Source organism: Planococcus donghaensis, assembly GCF_001687665.2.
Taxonomy (GTDB): domain Bacteria; phylum Bacillota; class Bacilli; order Bacillales_A; family Planococcaceae; genus Planococcus; species Planococcus donghaensis.
On record NZ_CP016543.2, the window covers coordinates 1,195,225 to 1,214,031 of the forward strand.

Consider the following 18,807-nt stretch of genomic DNA (forward strand, 5'->3'; position numbering starts at 1 on the left):
AAAGAGGATGAAATATGAGATCACGTTTTAAACCATGGGCAGCAGATTTAATCGATTCACATCCGGAAGTTGTTATTCCGAACCCAGAAGAGAAAAAAGGGAAATGGCAAGAAGTGTTTGGTAACAAAAATCCGTTGCATATTGAAGCAGGGACAGGGAAAGGCCGCTTTATCACCGGAATGGCTAAAGCAAATCAAGACATTAATTACATCGGTATTGAATTATTCGACAGCGTGATTGTTACAGCTCTTGAGACAGTACTTGAAGAAGAGAACGGAATTCCGAACTTACGTCTTTTAAAAGTCAATGCGAAAAAAATCGCTGAGTATTTTGAAAAAGGAGAAGTAGACAGATTGTACTTAAACTTCTCAGATCCATGGCCAAAAACACGTCATGCGAAACGCCGTTTGACACATGAATCATTTTTGAAACTGTATCAAGCCGTTTTACCTGAAAAAGGTGAAATTCACTTTAAAACCGATAACCGCAAACTTTTTGAATATTCGCTTACGAGCATTTCTGAATATGGTATGTTATTAACAGATGTCTCCTTAGATCTTCACGATAACGAACCTGAATGGAACATCATGACCGAATATGAAGAAAAGTTTTCGAAAAAAGGTCAGCCAATTTACCGGTTAGAAGCACAGTTTTAAGCTAGTTGATTTTGACAAGGGGGAAAAGGGATGCAGAAATTTCAATTTCACGAAATGAACTTAACCTGGCTTGATGGGGGAACTACGTTTTTAGACGGTGGTACAATGTTTGGGGTCGTACCAAAAGTTATTTGGTCGAAACGTTACCCGGTCAATGAAAAAAATCAAATCGAATTGCCAACTCACCCAATACTTGTTCAATTTGAAGGACACAATATATTGATCGATAGCGGTCTTGGCGATGGCAAATTGACAGAGCGTCAGTTGCGCAATTTAGGGGTTTCAGAACAGTCTCGTGTAGAAGAAAACTTGTCGGAGCTTGGGTTAAAACCTGAAGACATCGATACGGTCTTAATGACTCATTTACACGGAGATCATGCAGCAGGACTTACAAAATGGCAGGGAGAAGAGTTGGTTTCAACTTTTCCAAATGCCAAAATTTATGTGTCAGCTGTAGAGTGGGATGAAATGCAAAATCCAAATATCCGGTCACGCAATACATACTGGAAAGAAAATTGGGAGCCGATTGTTGATCAGGTTGAAACCTTTGAAGAAGAAAAAACTTTATTCGGTGCAATCACCATGATTCATACAGGCGGTCATTCAAATGGTCACAGTGTTATTAAAATGACAAGCGGCAATGAAACGATTTTGCATATGGGAGATATTATGCCTACGCATGCCCACCAAAATCCTTTGTGGGTGTTAGCATTTGATGACTACCCAATGGATTCCATCTACGCGAAAGAAAAGTTGATGAAACAAGCGTTAGAAAGCGGTTATTATTTCAGCTTTTACCATGATGCGTATTACCGCATCTTAAAGTGGAGCGCAGACGGTAAAGAGATTGTTGAATCATTAGTTCGCAAAGAAAAGAAAGTATAAAAAAAGAGCCCTTGGGCTCTTTTTTTATACTTGTTTTACTTCGATTACTGCGCCTGTATACGCATCAGCTAAAAATTCGAATTGTTGAAGTTCGTCTTCTTTATGACGTGTGATGCCGCCTTTGTAAACTTCAGTTGTTAACGCATGTTGCTTATAAGGTTCCGTTTTCATGAAAATCCATGAACCGTCAATCGGGCCTTCTTCTTTAAATGCAGATTTTACTTCTTTTAAAACGTCATCAGCTGGATATAGTTTTTCTGAACGATTGTAAAGTTCTTTTACTAAATACGTTGCGGCGATTCCTGTAGCAAATCCAATAAGTAAATCACGATTTCTCACTAAAATCCCTCCTCTATTTACTGGATAAATTGTACCATAAATATTTTGAAGGACGAAATGATAGCATGAAAGTCAACATACTTTAAAAAAGAGAGTACTAAACTGGAAATTATCTGAATAAAGCTCTAAACTTAATAAAGGTAACTTATTTAGGGGGAACTTTAATATGAATTCTGAAACACGTGAAATGTTTAAAACTTTGACAGAACTGCCGGGAGCTCCAGGAAATGAGCATGCGGTTCGTAAATTTATGCGTCAAGAACTAGAAAAGTATTCAGATCGATTGATCCAAGACAATTTGGGAAGCGTTTTTGGTGTCAAAGATGGTCAAGAAGATGGACCGCGTATCATGGTAGCAGGACATATGGACGAAGTTGGATTTATGGTTACCCAAATTACAGATAATGGTATGTTGCGTTTTCAGCCTTTAGGCGGCTGGTGGAACCAAGTGATGTTGGCGACACGAGTAGACGTTATTACAAACGAAAAAACGATTCCAGGAGTTATTGGATCTATTCCTCCACATTTGTTGAGTGAAGAATTGAGAAGTAAACCCATGGAAATAAAAAATATGTTAATCGATATCGGAGCAGACAGCAAAGAAGATGCATTAGCGCTTGGGGTTCGTCCAGGTCAGCAAATTGTGCCTTTTAGTCCTTTTACACCAATGGCGAATGATAAAAAAATTATGGCAAAGGCTTGGGATAATCGTTACGGTTGTGGGTTGGCGATTGAGCTTTTAAAAGAACTGAAAGATGAACAGTTGCCAAACCAATTGTTTTCTGGAGCAACCGTAATGGAAGAAGTTGGGTTGCGTGGTGCACAAACTGCAGCTTCAATGATACAGCCAGATCTATTCTTTGCATTAGATGCAAGTCCAGCTAACGACGCAACGGGTGATAAAAACGAATTCGGACAGCTTGGTAAAGGAACTTTATTGCGCATATTAGACAAAAGCATGGTTACTCACAGAGGCATGCGTGAATTTATACTCGATACAGCTGAAACGCATGATATACCCTATCAGTACTTTATTTCACAAGGTGGAACAGATGCAGGTCGCGTACATACAACCAATGAAGGGATTCCGAGTTCCGTAATTGGAATTTGTTCTCGGTATATTCATACATCAGCATCTATCATTCATACAGAAGATTATGCAGCAGCGAAAGAATTACTGACAAAGTTAGTGAAAGCAACTGACCGCACGACTCTAGAGACTATTAAACAAAATGTGTGAAAAAGTGCCTACGGGCTCTTTTTTTTGAAAGGAATAACGACAATGAAAAAAATTCGTGCAGCAATCGCATCTAAAAACCCTGCAAAAATTAATGCCGTATCAAATGTGCTCAAAAATATAGAATGGGCAGTTGACTTATCGGCAATAGATGCGGATTCAGAAGTGTCCGCACAGCCATTTTCACAACAAGAAACCCGTCAAGGTGCTATGAATCGAGCAAAAAATGCCTTAGGAGAATATGATTTTGCGATCGGATTAGAAGGCGGCGTATATGAAATGGAAGGGATGTTGTACTTGTGCAACTGGGGTGCATTGGCCACTCAGGATGGACATATATTTACCGCTGCTGGTGCTCAAATACCACTGCCGGAAGAAATTGCAGACGGTTTGCGTAAAGGAATAGAGCTCGGACCGATTATGGACGAATATGCTAATGAAAGTGGAATTCGCCAACACAAAGGCGCGGTCGGTATTTTAACAAACGGCCTGGTGAACCGAGGAGAAATGTTTGGGCATGTCGTTAAATTATTGATGGGTCAATATCAACGACACAGCGATTAAGTTGCATGTCCTTGTAAACACCTTTAAAATAAATAGCAGTAATGTCAGGGGGAATGAGCGTGCCTCGAGCTAGATGGATGGTGTTGTTACTTTTTTCAGTCGGACTAATGGCTGGCTGTAGCGCTACATCAGAAAACCTGGTTGTTCAAGGAGTATCGAACGCGCGTGATGCGTTTGAAGCAGAACCAAAATCAGATAATGAAAAAATGGGTCAAACCGATCTCTACGTGCCTAATGGCTATGTTATTGAAGAACCGCAAGATGACTTTCATGGCTTAATCACTAAAGGTGGCGATTCGTTTTCGTTGACCATTAACCCAAACGAAAAAGCGACGAGCACGTTGTTTTATGATTTGCAAAAAATAGATCCAAAACAATTATGGTTAGTCGATGAAAAGTTTCATCAAAATGGTCGTTTTGGTTTTGTGACCGTAACAGAAATTGCAGAAGATAAGTTGGAACTTGCAGTTGGAGCTGGTGGTGTTAAAATGACAACCATTTCAACAGAAAACGACCTTCCTAAAAATATAGACTGGATGATGAAAACGGTTCGTTCAGTAGAACTTGATGAATAGGAGATTGACCCAATGAGAAAATTACAATCGACTGAGGAATTTCATGCATTAACAAAAGAACCAGCGACAATTTTTATGTTCACAGCAGGTTGGTGCCCGGATTGTCGCGTAATAGATCCGATCTTGCCGGAGATTGAAGAAAAATTTTCAGAGTACGTATTTGTATCGGTAGATCGCGATCAGTTTATTGATTTGTGCATCGAATTGGATATCTATGGTATCCCTAGTTTCCTAGCTTACGCGAATGGTCAAGAAGCGGGCCGTTATGTAAGCAAAGATCGTAAAACGCAGGCAGAAATCGAAGCATTTATTTCGAACTTGTCACAATAACAATAAAAACGGTTCGCCTAAATAGGCTGAACCGTTTATTTATGAAAGTGAGGCCAAACAACGATGAAATCTACAGAACTTTTTAATATACTAAGAGAGCGTATGCCAAGCCGCCAACTAGAGTGGCGCTTTGATCGTGAGAAAGATGTTGCAACGATACAACACAAAGAATTGGGCAAAGGCATGAGCATTTCTTTGCCGCAAGTTATTAATCGTTTTGATGCAAAAGGTGATTCCGCAATTCAAGAAATCGTATATACAATTACAGAAACGTTTGAGGCAATGGAAAGAGAAGCAAAAGGTGAAATGAAATCGACTGAGCATATTTTTCCAGTTATTCGGTCCACATCATTTCCATTAGAATCAAATGAAGGCCATAAGTTTATTACGGCTGAACATACGGCGGAAACACGTATTTATTTTGCATTAGACGCTGGCACTACCTATCGCTTAATTGACGAAAATGTGGTAAATTCATTAAGTCTGACTGAAGAACAGATTAAAGAAATTGCGAAGTTTCAAGTGAAAAAATTAAAAACGGCTGTAAAAGAAGATCATGTTGCTGGGAATGTGTTTTATTTTTTAAATGAAAATGATGGATATGACGCTTCAAGAGTGTTGAACGAATCATTTTTAAAAGAAATGAAAACAAAAATTACGGGTGATATGACCGTATCTGTACCTCATCAAGATGTATTAATTATTGGAGATATCCGAAATGAAACGGGATACGATGTGCTCGCACAAATGGCTATGCATTTCTTTACGAATGGCAAAGTGCCGATCACTTCCTTATCGTTCATTTATGAAAATGATGAATTAGAGCCGATATTTATTATGGCGAAAAATAGACCTAACGAGGAGAACGATAAAAAATGAATGTATTTTACAACAAAGATGGAATTGGCGACGTGTTGCTCGTACAACTACAAACAGAAACTCCAGAAAAAATTCACCCTGAACAATTTGGGGACATTACGTTGATCAAAGACGCAGCGGGAACAATTGCTGGATTTAATGTATTTAATGCTTCTAGTTATACGGACTTGGCTGAAGGCCAACAAATTGAAGTGTCAGAACAGCTTGTTACCTCTTTACAAAATGCATTGGCTAAAAATGGCGTAGATTTTACGCTTGAAGTCGATTTTTCTCCGAAATTTGTTGTTGGATTTGTGGATGCAAAAGAAAAGCACCCAAATGCAGATAAATTGAATGTTTGCCAAGTTGTTGTAGGGGACGACGAAAAACTGCAGATTGTATGCGGTGCTCCAAATGTTGAGCAAGGTCAGAAAGTTGTTGTAGCAAAAGTGGGGGCTGTTATGCCTTCTGGAATGGTTATTCGTGATGCGGAACTTCGGGGAGTGGCATCGTCTGGAATGATTTGTTCAGCAAAAGAGTTGGCTTTGCCAAATGCACCTGAGGAAAAAGGCATTCTTGTCTTGTCTGAAGATGCAGAAACTGGTTCAGCTTTCGAAGTAAAGGTGTAACGCATTATGAGCTGGATTAAAAATGTATGGAATCGTATGTTCACAGATACAGATAATGTCGAAGAAGTCGACGAAGAAATTGTCTATGAAGAGGCCCCGACCGAGAAAAAAGAAAAAGCACCATTTCGTTTCCCGCTTATTCCAGATGAAGAAAAAAATGAATTTATCCATGATATAAAGCGTCCAGAACCACGTCCTAGAATGGCGATTTTCGATGAACAAGAAAGAGAAATTCTTCGAAAAGAAGTTGAGTCTCCAATTATGGGACCAAAAGAAGCGCCTATTCGTTCAGCAGCTAAACCCAAACGGAAAGCACCCGAATTGCCTATTCAAAATGCCCGTCGTTTTGAGCCAAGTCGTTCAGTGTCACCGGTCCATGGCTATAACGTGTCGCGACCTGAACCCACTCAAAAAAAGGTAGAAGAGCAGCGTGAAAGTAAACTAGATCGCGAAATGTATGATGAAGCCATTCAAGAAAAAGCTAGAGCTGGATTCCATAAACCAAGAACTCAAGTTGATGCTGACCGCCGTTCCTCTTATGAAAAAGAGCCGGCGCAACAGCCAAAAGCAGAAGTTAAACAAGCATCTCGAGCAACAAGCGTTATGTCAAATACCGTATCGTTTGTGATAGCCGAACGAGAGCGTGAAGAAAAAGCTTTGTTATTAAAAGAAGAAGCTTTAAAAGAAACGACCGAACTAAACGAGACCTCTCCAGAAATTGAACTGGTTTCAGTAGAGGAAAAAGAAGAAGAACTTGTTGAAGTAGAACCCGAAATGCAGCCAGAAACAGAAATTGAGCTAGGTATTACAGAGCAGAAACCAGAAGTGCACAAAGAGTTAGATGTGGATGTGGATGACGCAACAGAAGAGTTTTCAAATCCAACATCAGAAGAAATAGAAGAATCAAAAACAGAAGCAACAAAAGAATCACAAGTTTTAGAAGTACAAGTAGATTCGAAACCAGAAGTTGCACCAAAGCGTGAAAAAACAGTGCCATTTAATGTATTAATGCTTAAATCGGATAAAGAGTCTTTGAAAAATAAGACCAAATCGCTTACGGTGACGACGCCAAGCTATGAAAAACCTGTAGCGCAAGTGACAGAAGCGGAAAAAAAAACGGCAAATTTAGTTGAACAAGTAGCACCTGAACCAGATTTAACAGATTCGACTGAGCCAAAAGCTTATCAATTGCCTTTACCAGAATACTTAATGGTTCCTGAAAACGATCGTAAAGATGAAGAGTGGATGGAAGAACAGGGAGAGCGACTAGTTGAAGCTTTATCTCACTTCCAAGTTAAAGCCGAAATCTTGAGTACGGTTCAGGGGCCTGCTGTGACACAGTTTGAACTAAAAGTAGCACAAGGTATTAAGGTCAGCAAAATCCGTAATTTAGCAGACGATTTAAAATTAGCTTTGGCTGCACGAGACATTCGAATTCAAGCACCGATTCCGGGGAAAAGCTCGATTGGGATTGAAATTCCGAACCGTACAAGTCGTGCAGTGCGCATTTCTGAAATTATCGGCAGTGCGGTTTTTGAAGAATCGGAATCTCCTCTTGAAGCGGCTCTTGGCTTAGATTTAACAGGCAAACCTGTTACGTTGGATTTGCGCAAAATGCCGCACGGTTTGATCGCAGGCGCGACAGGGTCGGGTAAATCCGTTTGTATCAATTCTCTGTTAGTTAGCTTGTTGTATAAGTCATCTCCAAGAGATTTAAAACTATTGTTGATTGATCCGAAAATGGTTGAATTGGCACCGTATAATCATATTCCGCATCTTGTTAGCCCTGTAATTACAGATGTTAAAGCAGCAACTGCCTCCTTGAAATGGGCAGTTCAAGAAATGGAACGTCGTTATCAATTATTTGCTCATAGCGAAGTGCGCGATATTAGTCGCTACAATAAACGAGTTAAAGAAAAAGGACATCACGCGCAACATCTTCCGTATATTTTAATTGTGATTGATGAGTTAGCAGATTTGATGATGATGTCGCCTTCAGATGTTGAAGATTCGATTTGTCGGATTGCTCAAAAAGCGCGTGCTTGTGGCATTCACTTAGTTATTGCGACGCAACGACCATCTGTGGATGTTATCACTGGTTTGATCAAATCGAATATCCCAACGCGTATTGCGTTTTCAGTGTCATCACAAGTGGACAGCCGGACAATACTCGATTCTCAAGGAGCCGAACGATTACTTGGAAGAGGGGACATGTTGTATCTAGGAAATGGCATGTCAGCACCTAGTCGCTTGCAGGGAACATTTGTTACCGATGACGAAATTGAAAAAGTTATCGAACATGTGAGGCTGCAAGGGAAGCCAGAATACTTTTTTAAAGAAGAGGAATTGATCAAGCGGAGTGAGTCTCCTGCTGAACAAGATGATTTGTTTGAGGAAGCTTGCCGCTTTATCATGAAGCATGAAAGTGCTTCGACTTCTCTCTTGCAACGTAAATTCCACATTGGCTACAATCGTGCCGCTCGTTTAATGGATTTAATCGAACAGCATGGCTTTATCTCTGAACAGAATGGTAGTAAAGCACGTACGGTTTTAATCACCGAAAATGAAATTGAAAAAGTTTTTAGTTGATTGTTAGTCGTCTGCTAGTATACTGCAGGCGACTTCGGTTTTCTTCAACACCCCGTAATTTCTTGTTGCTGAAATGTATAGAATACAGAAGCATTTAAAAAAAGACAAATTTATGATATAATGTTGTACTATGTTTATCTTTACTAGCTATAGAATTCGCTTTGCGATTTATGTAGACTAATTTTTAACTCCCACAGGAGGTCCATTTATGACAGTTTTACATTTTACTGGGATCAAAGGTTCCGGTATGAGTCCGCTTGCACAAATCATGCATGACATGGGTAAACAAGTACAAGGCTCAGATATAGAGCAACATTTTTTTACTGAAGATCGATTGCGTGAAAGAGGTATTACCATTCTGCCATTTGATGCAAACAATATAGAAAAAGATATGACGATCATTGCCGGTAATGCATTTGGTGATGACCATCCGGAATTGGTGGAAGCGCGAGAATTAGGAGCGACCATTATTCGTTATCACGAGTTTTTAGGTGATTTGATGAGACAATATGTTTCTGTTGCGATTACAGGTGCCCATGGCAAAACTTCAACAACTGGTTTGATGGCCCATGTGTTAGGTGGATATAAACCCGTGTCGTATTTAATTGGAGACGGAACAGGTGTTGGCCAAGAAGATTCTCATTTCTTCGTTGCTGAAGCTTGCGAATACCGTCGTCATTTCCTTGCATATCATCCTGATTACGCAATTATGACGAATATTGACTTTGATCACCCGGATTATTTTACAGGAATTGATGATGTTTTTAAGGCATTTGAAGAAATGGCTCAGCAAGTCAAAAAATGCATCATTGCTTGTGGCGATGATGAATATTTGCAACAAATTCAAGCACCAATTCCTGTTGTGTATTATGGTTTTGGAGAAGAAAATGATTTCCAAGCAAGAAATATCGTGAAATCTGTGGACGGAACTACATTTGATGTGGTTATTCGCAACGAATTTTTCCACACATTTAAACTTCCAATGTTTGGAGATCATGCTATTTTAAATGCATTGGCGGTTATTTCGCTTTGTCATTATGAAAGTATTCCAGCGGATATCATTCAACAACAGTTTGAAGATTTCGAGGGCGTAAAGCGTCGATTTACACAAACAGCCATTGCTGATCGAATTTTGATCGATGACTATGCGCATCATCCGACTGAAATTCGTGCAACTTTGCAATCGGCTCGTCAAAAATATCCGGAGCGGGAACTTATTGCTATTTTCCAACCACATACATTTACGCGAACTCAAACATTTTTGCAAGAATTTGCTGATTGCTTAACTGAAGCGGATCACGTTTATCTTTGCGACATCTTCGGATCTGCACGTGAAAAAGCGGGTACTTTGAAGATTCAAGATTTGGCTGAAAAAATTGAAGGCAGTCATATCTTGCAGTTAGATGAAGTGGCTTCTCTAGCAGAGCATGGCAATGCCGTTTATTTGTTTATGGGTGCGGGAGATGTTACAAAGTTCCAAGAAGCATTCGAAAATGCATTGAATACAGGGGAAACAGTTTAACTTTCGAGTTAAACTGTTTTTTTTTTTGCAGGAGTAGAACTGTTTTTGTCGAATAATAATAAAGACCCGTGTTTAATCCAAACTGCTCAAGGGTAGAAGTAGAAAAGGATATAACATAATTTATTTAAAAGGAGGAAACAAGATGGATTGGCAGATTTTACTTTACGTTGCCGCGATCGTAGCCGCTATTGGATTTTTAATTTTATGCGTAGCGTTGGCAATGACATTAAATTCGTTGAAAAACACATTAAAAGAAGTTTCAGGTACCGTTGCTGGTCTTGAAAATCAATTGCAAGGGGTAACGTTGGAAACAACAAACTTATTGCATAAAACAAATGAACTTGCTGAAGACATTCAGGTGAAATCAGAAAAATTAAATGGAGTAGTAGATGCGGTTAAAGGTGTCGGCAACTCTGTTACTGATTTAAATTCAACGGTTCGTAGCATTACGTCACGCGTTGGCGTGCAAGTCGAACAAAATGAAGATAAGATTGCTCAAGTAGTTCAATGGGGTAATGTCTTTATGGGCATTCGTGAGAAATGGAATGAGCGAAAAATTTATGAAGCTCAAACAAATGCAACACAAACGCCGGTACCAGGACAGAAAAAATTGCCTCATAATGGCCAATACTAAATTTTTTACTACTAACTAAATGGAGGGGAATATTAATGAGTAGAAACAAAGACCAGTACAATCAGTCAAATGGTAACGATTCACAAAATAACCAAGATTATTATACACAAGGTGGCCAATACAGACAAAACAGTGGCAAAAACTATCAGCAAAGCGATTATGTACCCCAATCTTATGGTGCATCTAATCGTTATGATGACCTTTACGATTACGAAGAGTCATCTGGTGGCTCAAGCTTCTTAGTTGGAATTTTAGTCGGTGGTGTTATCGGGGCGGCAGCCGCATTGTTCTTAGCGCCTAAAACAGGCAAAGAATTCCAAGCAGATTTAAAAACTCAAGCAACATCTTTGAAAGAAAAAGCATCCCAACAAGCAGACTTTAGTGATGATGGTACAGGTTTTGCGAATCAATTAAAAGAACAGTCTAACAAAGTAGTTGAGAAAGTAAAAAACATGAAAGCTGGAAGTTCTCCAATGGACGACGGTACAGCTTCATCAGAAGGCGAAGAGTCGATTGATATTCTTTCGACAGTTCAAAATACACAAAATCAAACTGAAACGAAAAGTTCTGAAGAATTCACGTCAACTGCAAATGCGTTAAAACAAGCAGTTGAAGAAGTTAAAGAAGAAAAAAAATCAGGTTCAAATTCGTCAACGGCTGGCAACACAGGCAGCAACACGAACAGCAATACAGCAAATGCAAGCAAAGGTCCAAACACGACCAGCAGCAACAACAACAGCAATAAATCATCAAATGGATCAAACAAAAGCTACGATCAAAAGAATTAACTAATGTGGGAGCGGTTTAGATGAAAAACTTAGTGCGTGTAGACAGTATGGACAGTCTAAAGCAGGCAGTAGGAAGCAATCAACATTACTGGTTGTTTAAACATAGCAGTACGTGCTCAGTGTCCGCTGGTGCGTGGAATGAATATAATGAATATGCCTCATTGCATCCAAACCAACTATTTTTATATCTCGTTGTACAGGAAGATCGAGAGCTTTCTAAAGCAATTGAAGAAATTACGGAAGTAAAGCATGAGTCACCACAATTATTTCATTTTTCGAGCCAAAAAATGGACTGGCACGCTTCCCATAGCAAGATTAAAAGCAAGTTTATGAAAGAATTTATCGCTTAATAAAAAAGCCGAAGCCTTGCTGCTTCGGCTTTTTTGCGCAATAAATACTTTAACGCGTTGAAGCGTTAAAACAAATTTCGTGACTTTCCTGAATAGTTTGCTTATAATAGTCCTATCAAGTTAATATGCGTCACCTGTTAAAGGTTATTCGCGAAAGGGGAAGTTTATAGAATGAGTAATTTAGAGTTAGAGCAGCTAAGAGAAAAAGTGGACGCAGTCAACCTGCAGATTCTGTCTCTTATTAATGAGAGAGCTTCCGTAATTCAAGAAATCGGAAAAGCAAAAGAAAAACAAGGTGTTAACCGCTACGATCCGTTGCGTGAACGCCATATGTTAAATCTGTTAAAAGAAAATAATGCTGGACCTTTAGATCAGAAAACAGTTGATCATATTTTCAAAGAAATTTTCAAATCAGCATTGGATATGCAAGAGGAAGATATCCGCAAAGCATTACTTGTTTCACGTAAGAAAAAAGCAGAAGATACGATTATCAATATTAACGGCGAACAAGTTGGCGCTGGAGATCCATCATTCATCTTCGGACCATGCGCAGTAGAGTCTCAAGAGCAAGTGATGAAAGTTGCAGAAGCTATTGGTGGAAAAGGTCTGAAAATGATTCGTGGTGGAGCTTACAAGCCACGTACATCACCTTACGATTTCCAAGGACTAGGCTTAGAAGGCTTGAAGATGCTGAAAAAAGCAGCTGATCAATACAACTTAGCAGTGGTTTCAGAAATCGTGACACCTTCGCATTTAGAAGCTGCTCTAGATTACGTTGACGTTGTACAAGTTGGCGCGCGTAATATGCAAAACTTCGAATTGTTAAAAGCTGTAGGTTCAATCAATAAACCGGTTTTACTAAAACGTGGGATGTCAGCAACTGTGGATGAATTTATCCATGCAGCTGAATACATTATTGCTTCAGGAAATGAAAACATCATTTTATGTGAACGTGGAATTCGCACATACGAAAAAGCGACGCGTAACACATTAGATATCTCGGCTGTGCCAATCTTGAAACAAGAAACGCATCTTCCGGTATTTGTAGACGTAACTCACTCAACAGGACGTCGTGACTTATTGCTTCCAGCTGCTAAAGCGGCGATCGCAATTGGAGCGGATGGCGTTATGGCTGAAGTTCATCCAGATCCAGCTGTTGCATTATCTGATGCACAACAGCAAATGGATATTGGTCAATTCGATGAATACTACGATGCATTGATGAAGTTCATGAAACAATACGAAATGAAAATGTAAATCGGAAAAGTCGGAGTTACTCCGGCTTTTCTTTTTTTAGTTGATATTCAGGAAGTTTTTATCGTATGATTAGAGAAAGACTGGAAAAGGAGGGCGCACAATGACCGTTACGATATATGATGTGGCAAGAGAAGCAAACGTTTCCATGGCTACAGTGTCACGTGTAGTAAATGCCAATCAAAACGTTAAACCGGCTACAAGAAAGAAAGTATTAAAAGTGATAGAAGAATTAGGCTATCGTCCAAATGCTGTTGCTCGTGGACTTGCAAGTAAGAAAACAACGACGGTCGGCGTCATCATACCCGATATTTCCAATAGCATGTATGCTGAACTAGCCCGTGGAATTGAAGATATCGCAACAATGTATCGCTACAACATTATTTTATCTAACTCTGATCAAAACGAGAACAAAGAACTTCAGTTATTGGAAACCATGCTCGGAAAACAAGTAGACGGAATTGTCTTTATGAGTGATGTGATCTCTGCTGAACTTCTGAAAGAAATGGAACGTTCACCGACTCCAATCGTATTAGCGGGCTCGATTGATGAATCAGCGGCGATTGCTTCAGTAAATATCGATTATTATGGGGCAGCTTATGAAGCTGTAAAAAAATTAATCGACAATGGACACCAAAAAATCGCTTTTATTATTGGACCGTTAACGTCGATGATCAACAAAGAATACAAGTTAAAAGCTTATAAAGAAGCATTAGCAGATGCGGGTATTGCCTATGATGAAAAGCTTATTGTTGAGTGCAATAATTCATATGATGAAGCTATGGAGGCTGTTCAAACTTTGGCTCCTGAAGAGCCAACTGCTTACTTTGTCAGCAATGATGAAATGTCGTTTGGCGTTATTCATGCCGTAGAAGAGCAAGGGAAGAAAATTCCAATGGATGTTGAAGTTATAAGCTATGAAAATTCGAAATTGGCACGTATGGCACGTCCAATGTTGACGTCAGTGGCTTTCCCTCTCTATGACATTGGGGCAGTTTCTATGCGCTTGTTAACAAAATACATGAACAACGAAGAAATTGAAGAAAAGCAAGTTATATTGCCGTATCGAATTGAAGAAAGACAATCTACAAAAAATGATTAGTATTCTTTTCTAAAATAATAGTTGCAAAAAAGAAGACACGCTGCCTGGATCATTTCATCCAAGCAAGGTGTCTTCTTTTTTTGAAAAAATTATGGGTATGCGTCGTTAATTATTGCGAATCATGTATAAAGCCTTGTTTAACATTTGTAAGTTTTTATCGGTAATTTCCGCTTTTCGTGGGATGGCTTTGTACATATTTGGTGGATCCTCCCACGTTTCGATTAATTTCACGGGGGATTCTGGTTGCCATTTTCCGATCCAAGATGCAGGTAGATTTCCTGAAGGGATAGGGAAATTGTTCATTTCCATCCAAATTAACGACCATGCCCGTGGAACAACTCGCCAAATATCGTAGCCACCGCCACCAACAGCTATCCAACGGCCCTGACAATACTCATGAGCAAGTTCGTGGGCAATCTTAGGTATTTCCTTGTAAATATTCATTGTGCCATACAGGTGGGTCAGAGGGTCGAGATAATGGGCGTCTGCACCATTTTGTGTCAAAATGACATCAGGTTTAAAAAACTCAAAGATTTCTTTCATAGAAGTTCGGTAAATTTCAAGGAAAGATTCATCTTCTGTAAATGCATCAATCGGAAAATTAAAAGACGTGCCATATCCTTGGCCGCTTCCGCGTTCATTAATGTTACCAGTTCCAGGGAAAAGGTAACGTCCTGTTTCATGAATTGAAACAGTGCAAACATCAGGATCGTCATAAAAACTCCATTGAACGCCATCACCGTGATGTGCATCGGTATCAATATAAAGGACACGAGCATTGTATTTGGTTTTTAAATAATTGATTGCAACTGAACTGTCGTTATAAATACAAAAGCCAGATGCTTTGCCCCGGAAGCCATGATGAAGTCCGCCCCCTAAATTTAATGCATGCTGAGCTTTGCCTTCCATAACGTAATCGACAGCTGTTAATGTGCCTCCAACTAATCGTGCGCTAGCTTCATGCATATTTTCAAAGATAGGGGTATCGTCTGTGCCGATGCCGTAACTTTCTCCAGCTTCGGGTGTGATTTCTCCGCGGCTAGCTTTTTTGACAATATCAATATAGCGTTGATCATGCGCTAATAATAATTCTTCATCCGTTGCAATCCGTGCAGGGACTATAGCATCACTTGAAAGCGCGTTCATTTTTTTTAATAAATCAATCGTTAAAACAAGTCTTTTCTGGTTGAAAGGATGCGTTTCAGAAAATTTATACCCCAGTTGATCTTCTGAAAAGATAAATACAGCGTGCTTCATTCGTTCACTTGTGGCGTACTTGGCCATAATACATCAAAATTTTCTTTTCGTAGTTCATTGATGATGGCTAAAGGGTTCATCGTTTGAACACGAAAAACTAAAATTTTACTCGCCTTATTTTCTCTATCGGGGTATACAAGAACACTCAACACATTCACATTTTGGTGCTGAAAAACTTTTGAAACTTCATACAACACACCCGAACGATCTTGGACGCGTACTTCAATTTGAGAGCCTGGTTGGTGTGCCCCTGTTAATTCGATAAAAGTATATAGAAGGTCAGTTTCTGTTAGAAAGCCAACAAGTTGTTGATTGCTTACAACAGGAATGCAGCCAATTTTATGCTCATAGAAAATCATCGCAACTTCTTCGACAAAGTCAAGCGGGTGAGCAATAACAGGATTAGCCGTCATAATTTCAGCGACTTTCTTTTTATATGGCTCACCTTTAGGTGCTACGGTAAACCGTGAAGGAACTGCTTCTTTTAAGTCTCGATCTGTCACGATGCCGACTACTTTCCCATCGTCGACAACTGGTGCATGGCGAACTCGTTTATCTTTAAACAAATCCATCACATCTTGAACCGTTTGGTCCGAACTTAATATGTGCACATCGGTTTTCATAATTTCTTCAACTAACATAAAAGCACCCCTTTAAAAGTAAATCAATACATATAGCGATTCATAAACCGGAGTCGATCAAATTGTTGAATGGATTCATTATCGACTCGGCTGCCAATTTTGGCCATCAAGCAATTCGCTGGATGTGAGCTGATTTCAGGGTCGTCGGTGGCATAATATTCTAATCCGCCGGCCTGCATCATTTTTTCCATGACTTTTCGGTATTCCCATACATTTAATCCAGTTCCTTTTAAATCCCAATGCCAATAATACTCGGTTGTAATAACGATGAAATCTTCAAAAGCATCATCCAACATCGAAACTTTCAGTAAGGCTTTGCCGACACCGTTGCCTCTGTATTTTGGAATGATCTCAATTGCCCCAAGTTCGATTAAGTTGTCCATATTTCCTTCCGACCAACGTTCTAAAGGGTCTGGATAAAGGAAAGTGACATAGCCGACAATCATCTTGTCAGCCCGAACGATGAGAATACGTCCTTCTGGCAAATCCGCAATTTCGATAATGGCTTTATGCTGCTGAGCGGGAGGCCTAAAAGCCACTAAATCTTCGTGAAATTCAAGCTCACTTAGTTCTTTTCCCGCAATCGGACCTTCGATCATGATTGAGCCATGTTCAGTTTCTAATTCCATAGAGTTATAGGTTTTCTTGTGTTCCATCAATTCACCGCCTGTCAGATGCAATTAGGTTTATTATACATGAACAATAAATGTTTTGGAAAAAAGCCGACAGAATTAGCTGTTTTTTCTAAACAATTAAAATAGTTCGCATTCAATTGTGACATTGTTGTAGAATGTAAGTAATCAATACGAAAGGGTGAATGGAATGAAAGTAGAAGCATTACAAGCAAAACCAGGAGTACATCAATTACATAATTACGAAGAAATAGCAGCTAACTTCGATTGGACAGAAGTCGAGAAAGAATTTAGTTGGTACCAAAGCGGTAAAGTAAATATGGCTCACGAAGCCATTGACCGCCATGCAGATTCTGACCGGAAAAACAAAGTCGCTCTTTATTATAAAGATCAAAACCGAAATGAATCATACACGTTTTATGAAATGAAACGCATGACCAATCGTGCAGCGAATTTGTTGAAAGCGAATTCAAACCTAGAAAAAGGAGATCGTATTTTTATTTTCATGCCACGTTCTCCAGAATTGTATTTCTTAATGTTTGGCGCATTGAAAATGGGACTTATTGTTGGACCGTTATTTGAAGCGTTTATGGAAGGTGCTATTTACGACCGACTTGATGACAGCGAAGCCAAATCGATTATTACAACACCAGAATTATTAGAGCGTGTTCCGTATGATCGCTTGCCAAACTTAGAAACGATTTTCCTTGTTGGGGATGACGTCGAAGAAAAGGATGGCTATATTGATGTCATGAAACATTTATCAGTGAGCTCCGATAAATTTGAAGTTGAATGGTTAGATAAAGAAGATGGATTGGTACTTCATTATACTTCTGGATCTACTGGTAAGCCTAAAGGTGTACTGCATGCCCAATATGCAATGGTGCAGCAATACCAAACAGGTAAATGGGTGTTGGATTTCAACGAAACGGATATATACTGGTGTACAGCTGACCCAGGGTGGGTAACTGGTACTGCTTATGGTGTGTTTTCTCCTTGGTTAAACGGGGTTACTACGGTTATTCTTGGCGGAAGATTTTCACCAGAAGGTTGGTATAAGGCGATTGAAGACTTTGGTGTGACGGTTTGGTATAGTGCGCCTACGGCATTCCGTATGTTAATGGGAGCAGGAGATGCATTGGTAAAAGAATATGATTTATCTACACTTCGACACGTGTTGTCGGTAGGTGAACCGTTAAACCCAGAAGTGGTGAGATGGGGAGCACAAGTATTTGATAAACGCATTCATGATACATGGTGGATGACAGAAACAGGAGCGCAAACAATCTGTAACTTCCCGTCAATGGCCATTAAACCAGGATCTATGGGGAAACCCATTCCTGGACTCAATGTTGCTATTGTCGACGACCAAGGAAATGAATTGCCACCAAACCAAATGGGGAACTTGGCGATTGAAAAAGGGTGGCCATCAATGATGCGCCAAATTTGGAACAATCCTGCAAAATACGATTCGTATTTCTTGAAGGATAAATGGTATGTGTCGGGAGACTCGGCTTATATGGACGAAGAAGGCTATTTCTGGTTCCAAGGACGTGTAGATGATGTCATAATGACTTCAGGAGAACGCGTTGGACCGTTCGAAGTAGAAAGTAAATTGCTTGAACATCCAGCCGTTGCTGAAGCTGGCGTCATTGGTAAACCCGATCCGGTTCGTGGAGAAATCATCAAAGCATTCGTAGCGTTAGTTGATGGATACGAACCATCAGAAGAATTAGTACAAGAAATTCAACAGTTTGTTAAAAAAGGATTAGCTGCACACGCAGCACCGCGCGAAATCGAGTTTAAAGACAAACTGCCGAAAACACGTAGCGGGAAAATTATGCGCCGTGTCTTAAAAGCATGGGAATTGGATTTGCCAGCAGGTGACTTGTCTACAATGGAAGATTGATCATTCAAAGCAGCGGACAGTAATTTCTGTCCGCTGCTTTTTGAATTAAAAAAACC

General features: G+C 39.7%; 20 protein-coding genes. 16 read left to right on the plus strand and 4 right to left on the minus strand.

Annotated features, from left to right (window positions below; translation table 11 throughout):
- The first annotated feature begins 14 nt into the window (after positions 1 to 14).
- Complete coding sequence (gene trmB / locus BCM40_RS06005; protein WP_065526732.1) at positions 15 to 656, plus strand: tRNA (guanosine(46)-N7)-methyltransferase TrmB; 642 nt, start codon at positions 15 to 17, stop codon at positions 654 to 656.
- A 30-nt stretch (positions 657 to 686) separates the two neighbouring features.
- Positions 687 to 1,541, plus strand: a complete 855-nt coding sequence (locus BCM40_RS06010; protein ID WP_065526731.1) for a YtnP family quorum-quenching lactonase — start codon at positions 687 to 689, stop codon at positions 1,539 to 1,541.
- 24 nt (positions 1,542 to 1,565) lie between these two features.
- On the opposite strand, the gene BCM40_RS06015 is transcribed toward BCM40_RS06010, so the two are convergent.
- Positions 1,566 to 1,880 carry a PepSY domain-containing protein gene (locus tag BCM40_RS06015; RefSeq protein WP_008429031.1) on the minus strand — a complete coding sequence of 105 codons (315 nt, stop codon included), beginning with the start codon at positions 1,878 to 1,880 and terminating at the stop codon, positions 1,566 to 1,568.
- A 166-nt stretch (positions 1,881 to 2,046) separates the two neighbouring features.
- On the opposite strand from BCM40_RS06015, the gene BCM40_RS06020 reads away from it, so the two are divergent.
- From BCM40_RS06020 to ccpA, 13 genes are all read left to right on the plus strand, one after another.
- A complete protein-coding gene (locus tag BCM40_RS06020) occupies positions 2,047 to 3,120 on the plus strand; it encodes a M42 family metallopeptidase (protein ID WP_065526730.1) in 1,074 nt (357 codons plus the stop codon).
- Between the two features lie 42 nt (positions 3,121 to 3,162).
- Positions 3,163 to 3,681 (plus strand): DUF84 family protein, encoded by a 519-nt coding sequence (locus tag BCM40_RS06025; protein ID WP_065526729.1) that lies wholly within the window; start codon positions 3,163 to 3,165, stop codon positions 3,679 to 3,681.
- Positions 3,682 to 3,734: 53 nt separating this feature from the next.
- Complete coding sequence (locus BCM40_RS06030; RefSeq protein ID WP_238323760.1) at positions 3,735 to 4,256, plus strand: hypothetical protein; 522 nt, start codon at positions 3,735 to 3,737, stop codon at positions 4,254 to 4,256.
- A 12-nt stretch (positions 4,257 to 4,268) separates the two neighbouring features.
- A complete protein-coding gene (locus tag BCM40_RS06035) occupies positions 4,269 to 4,586 on the plus strand; it encodes a thioredoxin family protein (RefSeq protein ID WP_065526727.1) in 318 nt (105 codons plus the stop codon).
- A 63-nt stretch (positions 4,587 to 4,649) separates the two neighbouring features.
- Positions 4,650 to 5,465 carry a DUF1444 family protein gene (locus BCM40_RS06040; RefSeq protein ID WP_065526726.1) on the plus strand — a complete coding sequence of 272 codons (816 nt, stop codon included), beginning with the start codon at positions 4,650 to 4,652 and terminating at the stop codon, positions 5,463 to 5,465.
- Positions 5,462 to 6,073: a YtpR family tRNA-binding protein gene (gene ytpR / locus BCM40_RS06045; protein WP_065526725.1), complete on the plus strand. Its 612-nt coding sequence runs from the start codon at positions 5,462 to 5,464 to the stop codon at positions 6,071 to 6,073. The genes BCM40_RS06040 and ytpR overlap by 4 nt, the downstream gene beginning before the upstream one ends.
- Before the next feature lie 6 nt (positions 6,074 to 6,079).
- Complete coding sequence (locus tag BCM40_RS06050) at positions 6,080 to 8,662, plus strand: DNA translocase FtsK (RefSeq protein ID WP_065526724.1); 2,583 nt, start codon at positions 6,080 to 6,082, stop codon at positions 8,660 to 8,662.
- Between the two features lie 208 nt (positions 8,663 to 8,870).
- On the plus strand, positions 8,871 to 10,184 hold the full coding sequence (murC, locus tag BCM40_RS06055) for a UDP-N-acetylmuramate--L-alanine ligase (RefSeq protein ID WP_065526723.1): 1,314 nt from the start codon (positions 8,871 to 8,873) through the stop codon (positions 10,182 to 10,184).
- Between the two features lie 142 nt (positions 10,185 to 10,326).
- Positions 10,327 to 10,818, plus strand: coding sequence for a DUF948 domain-containing protein (locus BCM40_RS06060; protein WP_065526722.1), 492 nt, complete (start codon positions 10,327 to 10,329; stop codon positions 10,816 to 10,818).
- A gap of 35 nt (positions 10,819 to 10,853) precedes the next feature.
- Positions 10,854 to 11,606 carry a YtxH domain-containing protein gene (locus tag BCM40_RS06065; RefSeq protein WP_065526721.1) on the plus strand — a complete coding sequence of 251 codons (753 nt, stop codon included), beginning with the start codon at positions 10,854 to 10,856 and terminating at the stop codon, positions 11,604 to 11,606.
- Between the two features lie 20 nt (positions 11,607 to 11,626).
- Positions 11,627 to 11,956, plus strand: a complete 330-nt coding sequence (ytxJ, locus tag BCM40_RS06070) for a bacillithiol system redox-active protein YtxJ (protein WP_065526720.1) — start codon at positions 11,627 to 11,629, stop codon at positions 11,954 to 11,956.
- 171 nt (positions 11,957 to 12,127) lie between these two features.
- On the plus strand, positions 12,128 to 13,213 hold the full coding sequence (locus BCM40_RS06075) for a bifunctional 3-deoxy-7-phosphoheptulonate synthase/chorismate mutase (RefSeq protein WP_008429054.1): 1,086 nt from the start codon (positions 12,128 to 12,130) through the stop codon (positions 13,211 to 13,213).
- A gap of 100 nt (positions 13,214 to 13,313) precedes the next feature.
- Complete coding sequence (gene ccpA / locus BCM40_RS06080) at positions 13,314 to 14,312, plus strand: catabolite control protein A (RefSeq protein WP_008429056.1); 999 nt, start codon at positions 13,314 to 13,316, stop codon at positions 14,310 to 14,312.
- 105 nt (positions 14,313 to 14,417) lie between these two features.
- On the opposite strand, the gene BCM40_RS06085 is transcribed toward ccpA, so the two are convergent.
- From BCM40_RS06085 to BCM40_RS06095, 3 genes are read right to left on the minus strand one after another with little or no spacing between them, the layout of a single operon-like run.
- Positions 14,418 to 15,569 (minus strand): acetoin utilization protein AcuC, encoded by a 1,152-nt coding sequence (locus BCM40_RS06085; RefSeq protein WP_065526719.1) that lies wholly within the window; start codon positions 15,567 to 15,569, stop codon positions 14,418 to 14,420.
- Positions 15,566 to 16,210, minus strand: a complete 645-nt coding sequence (locus tag BCM40_RS06090) for an acetoin utilization AcuB family protein (RefSeq protein WP_065526718.1) — start codon at positions 16,208 to 16,210, stop codon at positions 15,566 to 15,568. The genes BCM40_RS06085 and BCM40_RS06090 overlap by 4 nt, the downstream gene beginning before the upstream one ends.
- Before the next feature lie 23 nt (positions 16,211 to 16,233).
- On the minus strand, positions 16,234 to 16,866 hold the full coding sequence (locus tag BCM40_RS06095) for a GNAT family N-acetyltransferase (protein WP_065526717.1): 633 nt from the start codon (positions 16,864 to 16,866) through the stop codon (positions 16,234 to 16,236).
- 166 nt (positions 16,867 to 17,032) lie between these two features.
- Here BCM40_RS06095 and acsA point away from each other — a divergent pair, with 166 nt between their 5' ends.
- Entirely contained in the window at positions 17,033 to 18,751 is a 1,719-nt protein-coding gene (acsA, locus tag BCM40_RS06100; RefSeq protein ID WP_065526716.1) for an acetate--CoA ligase, read from the plus strand.
- Positions 18,752 to 18,807: the final 56 nt, after the last annotated feature.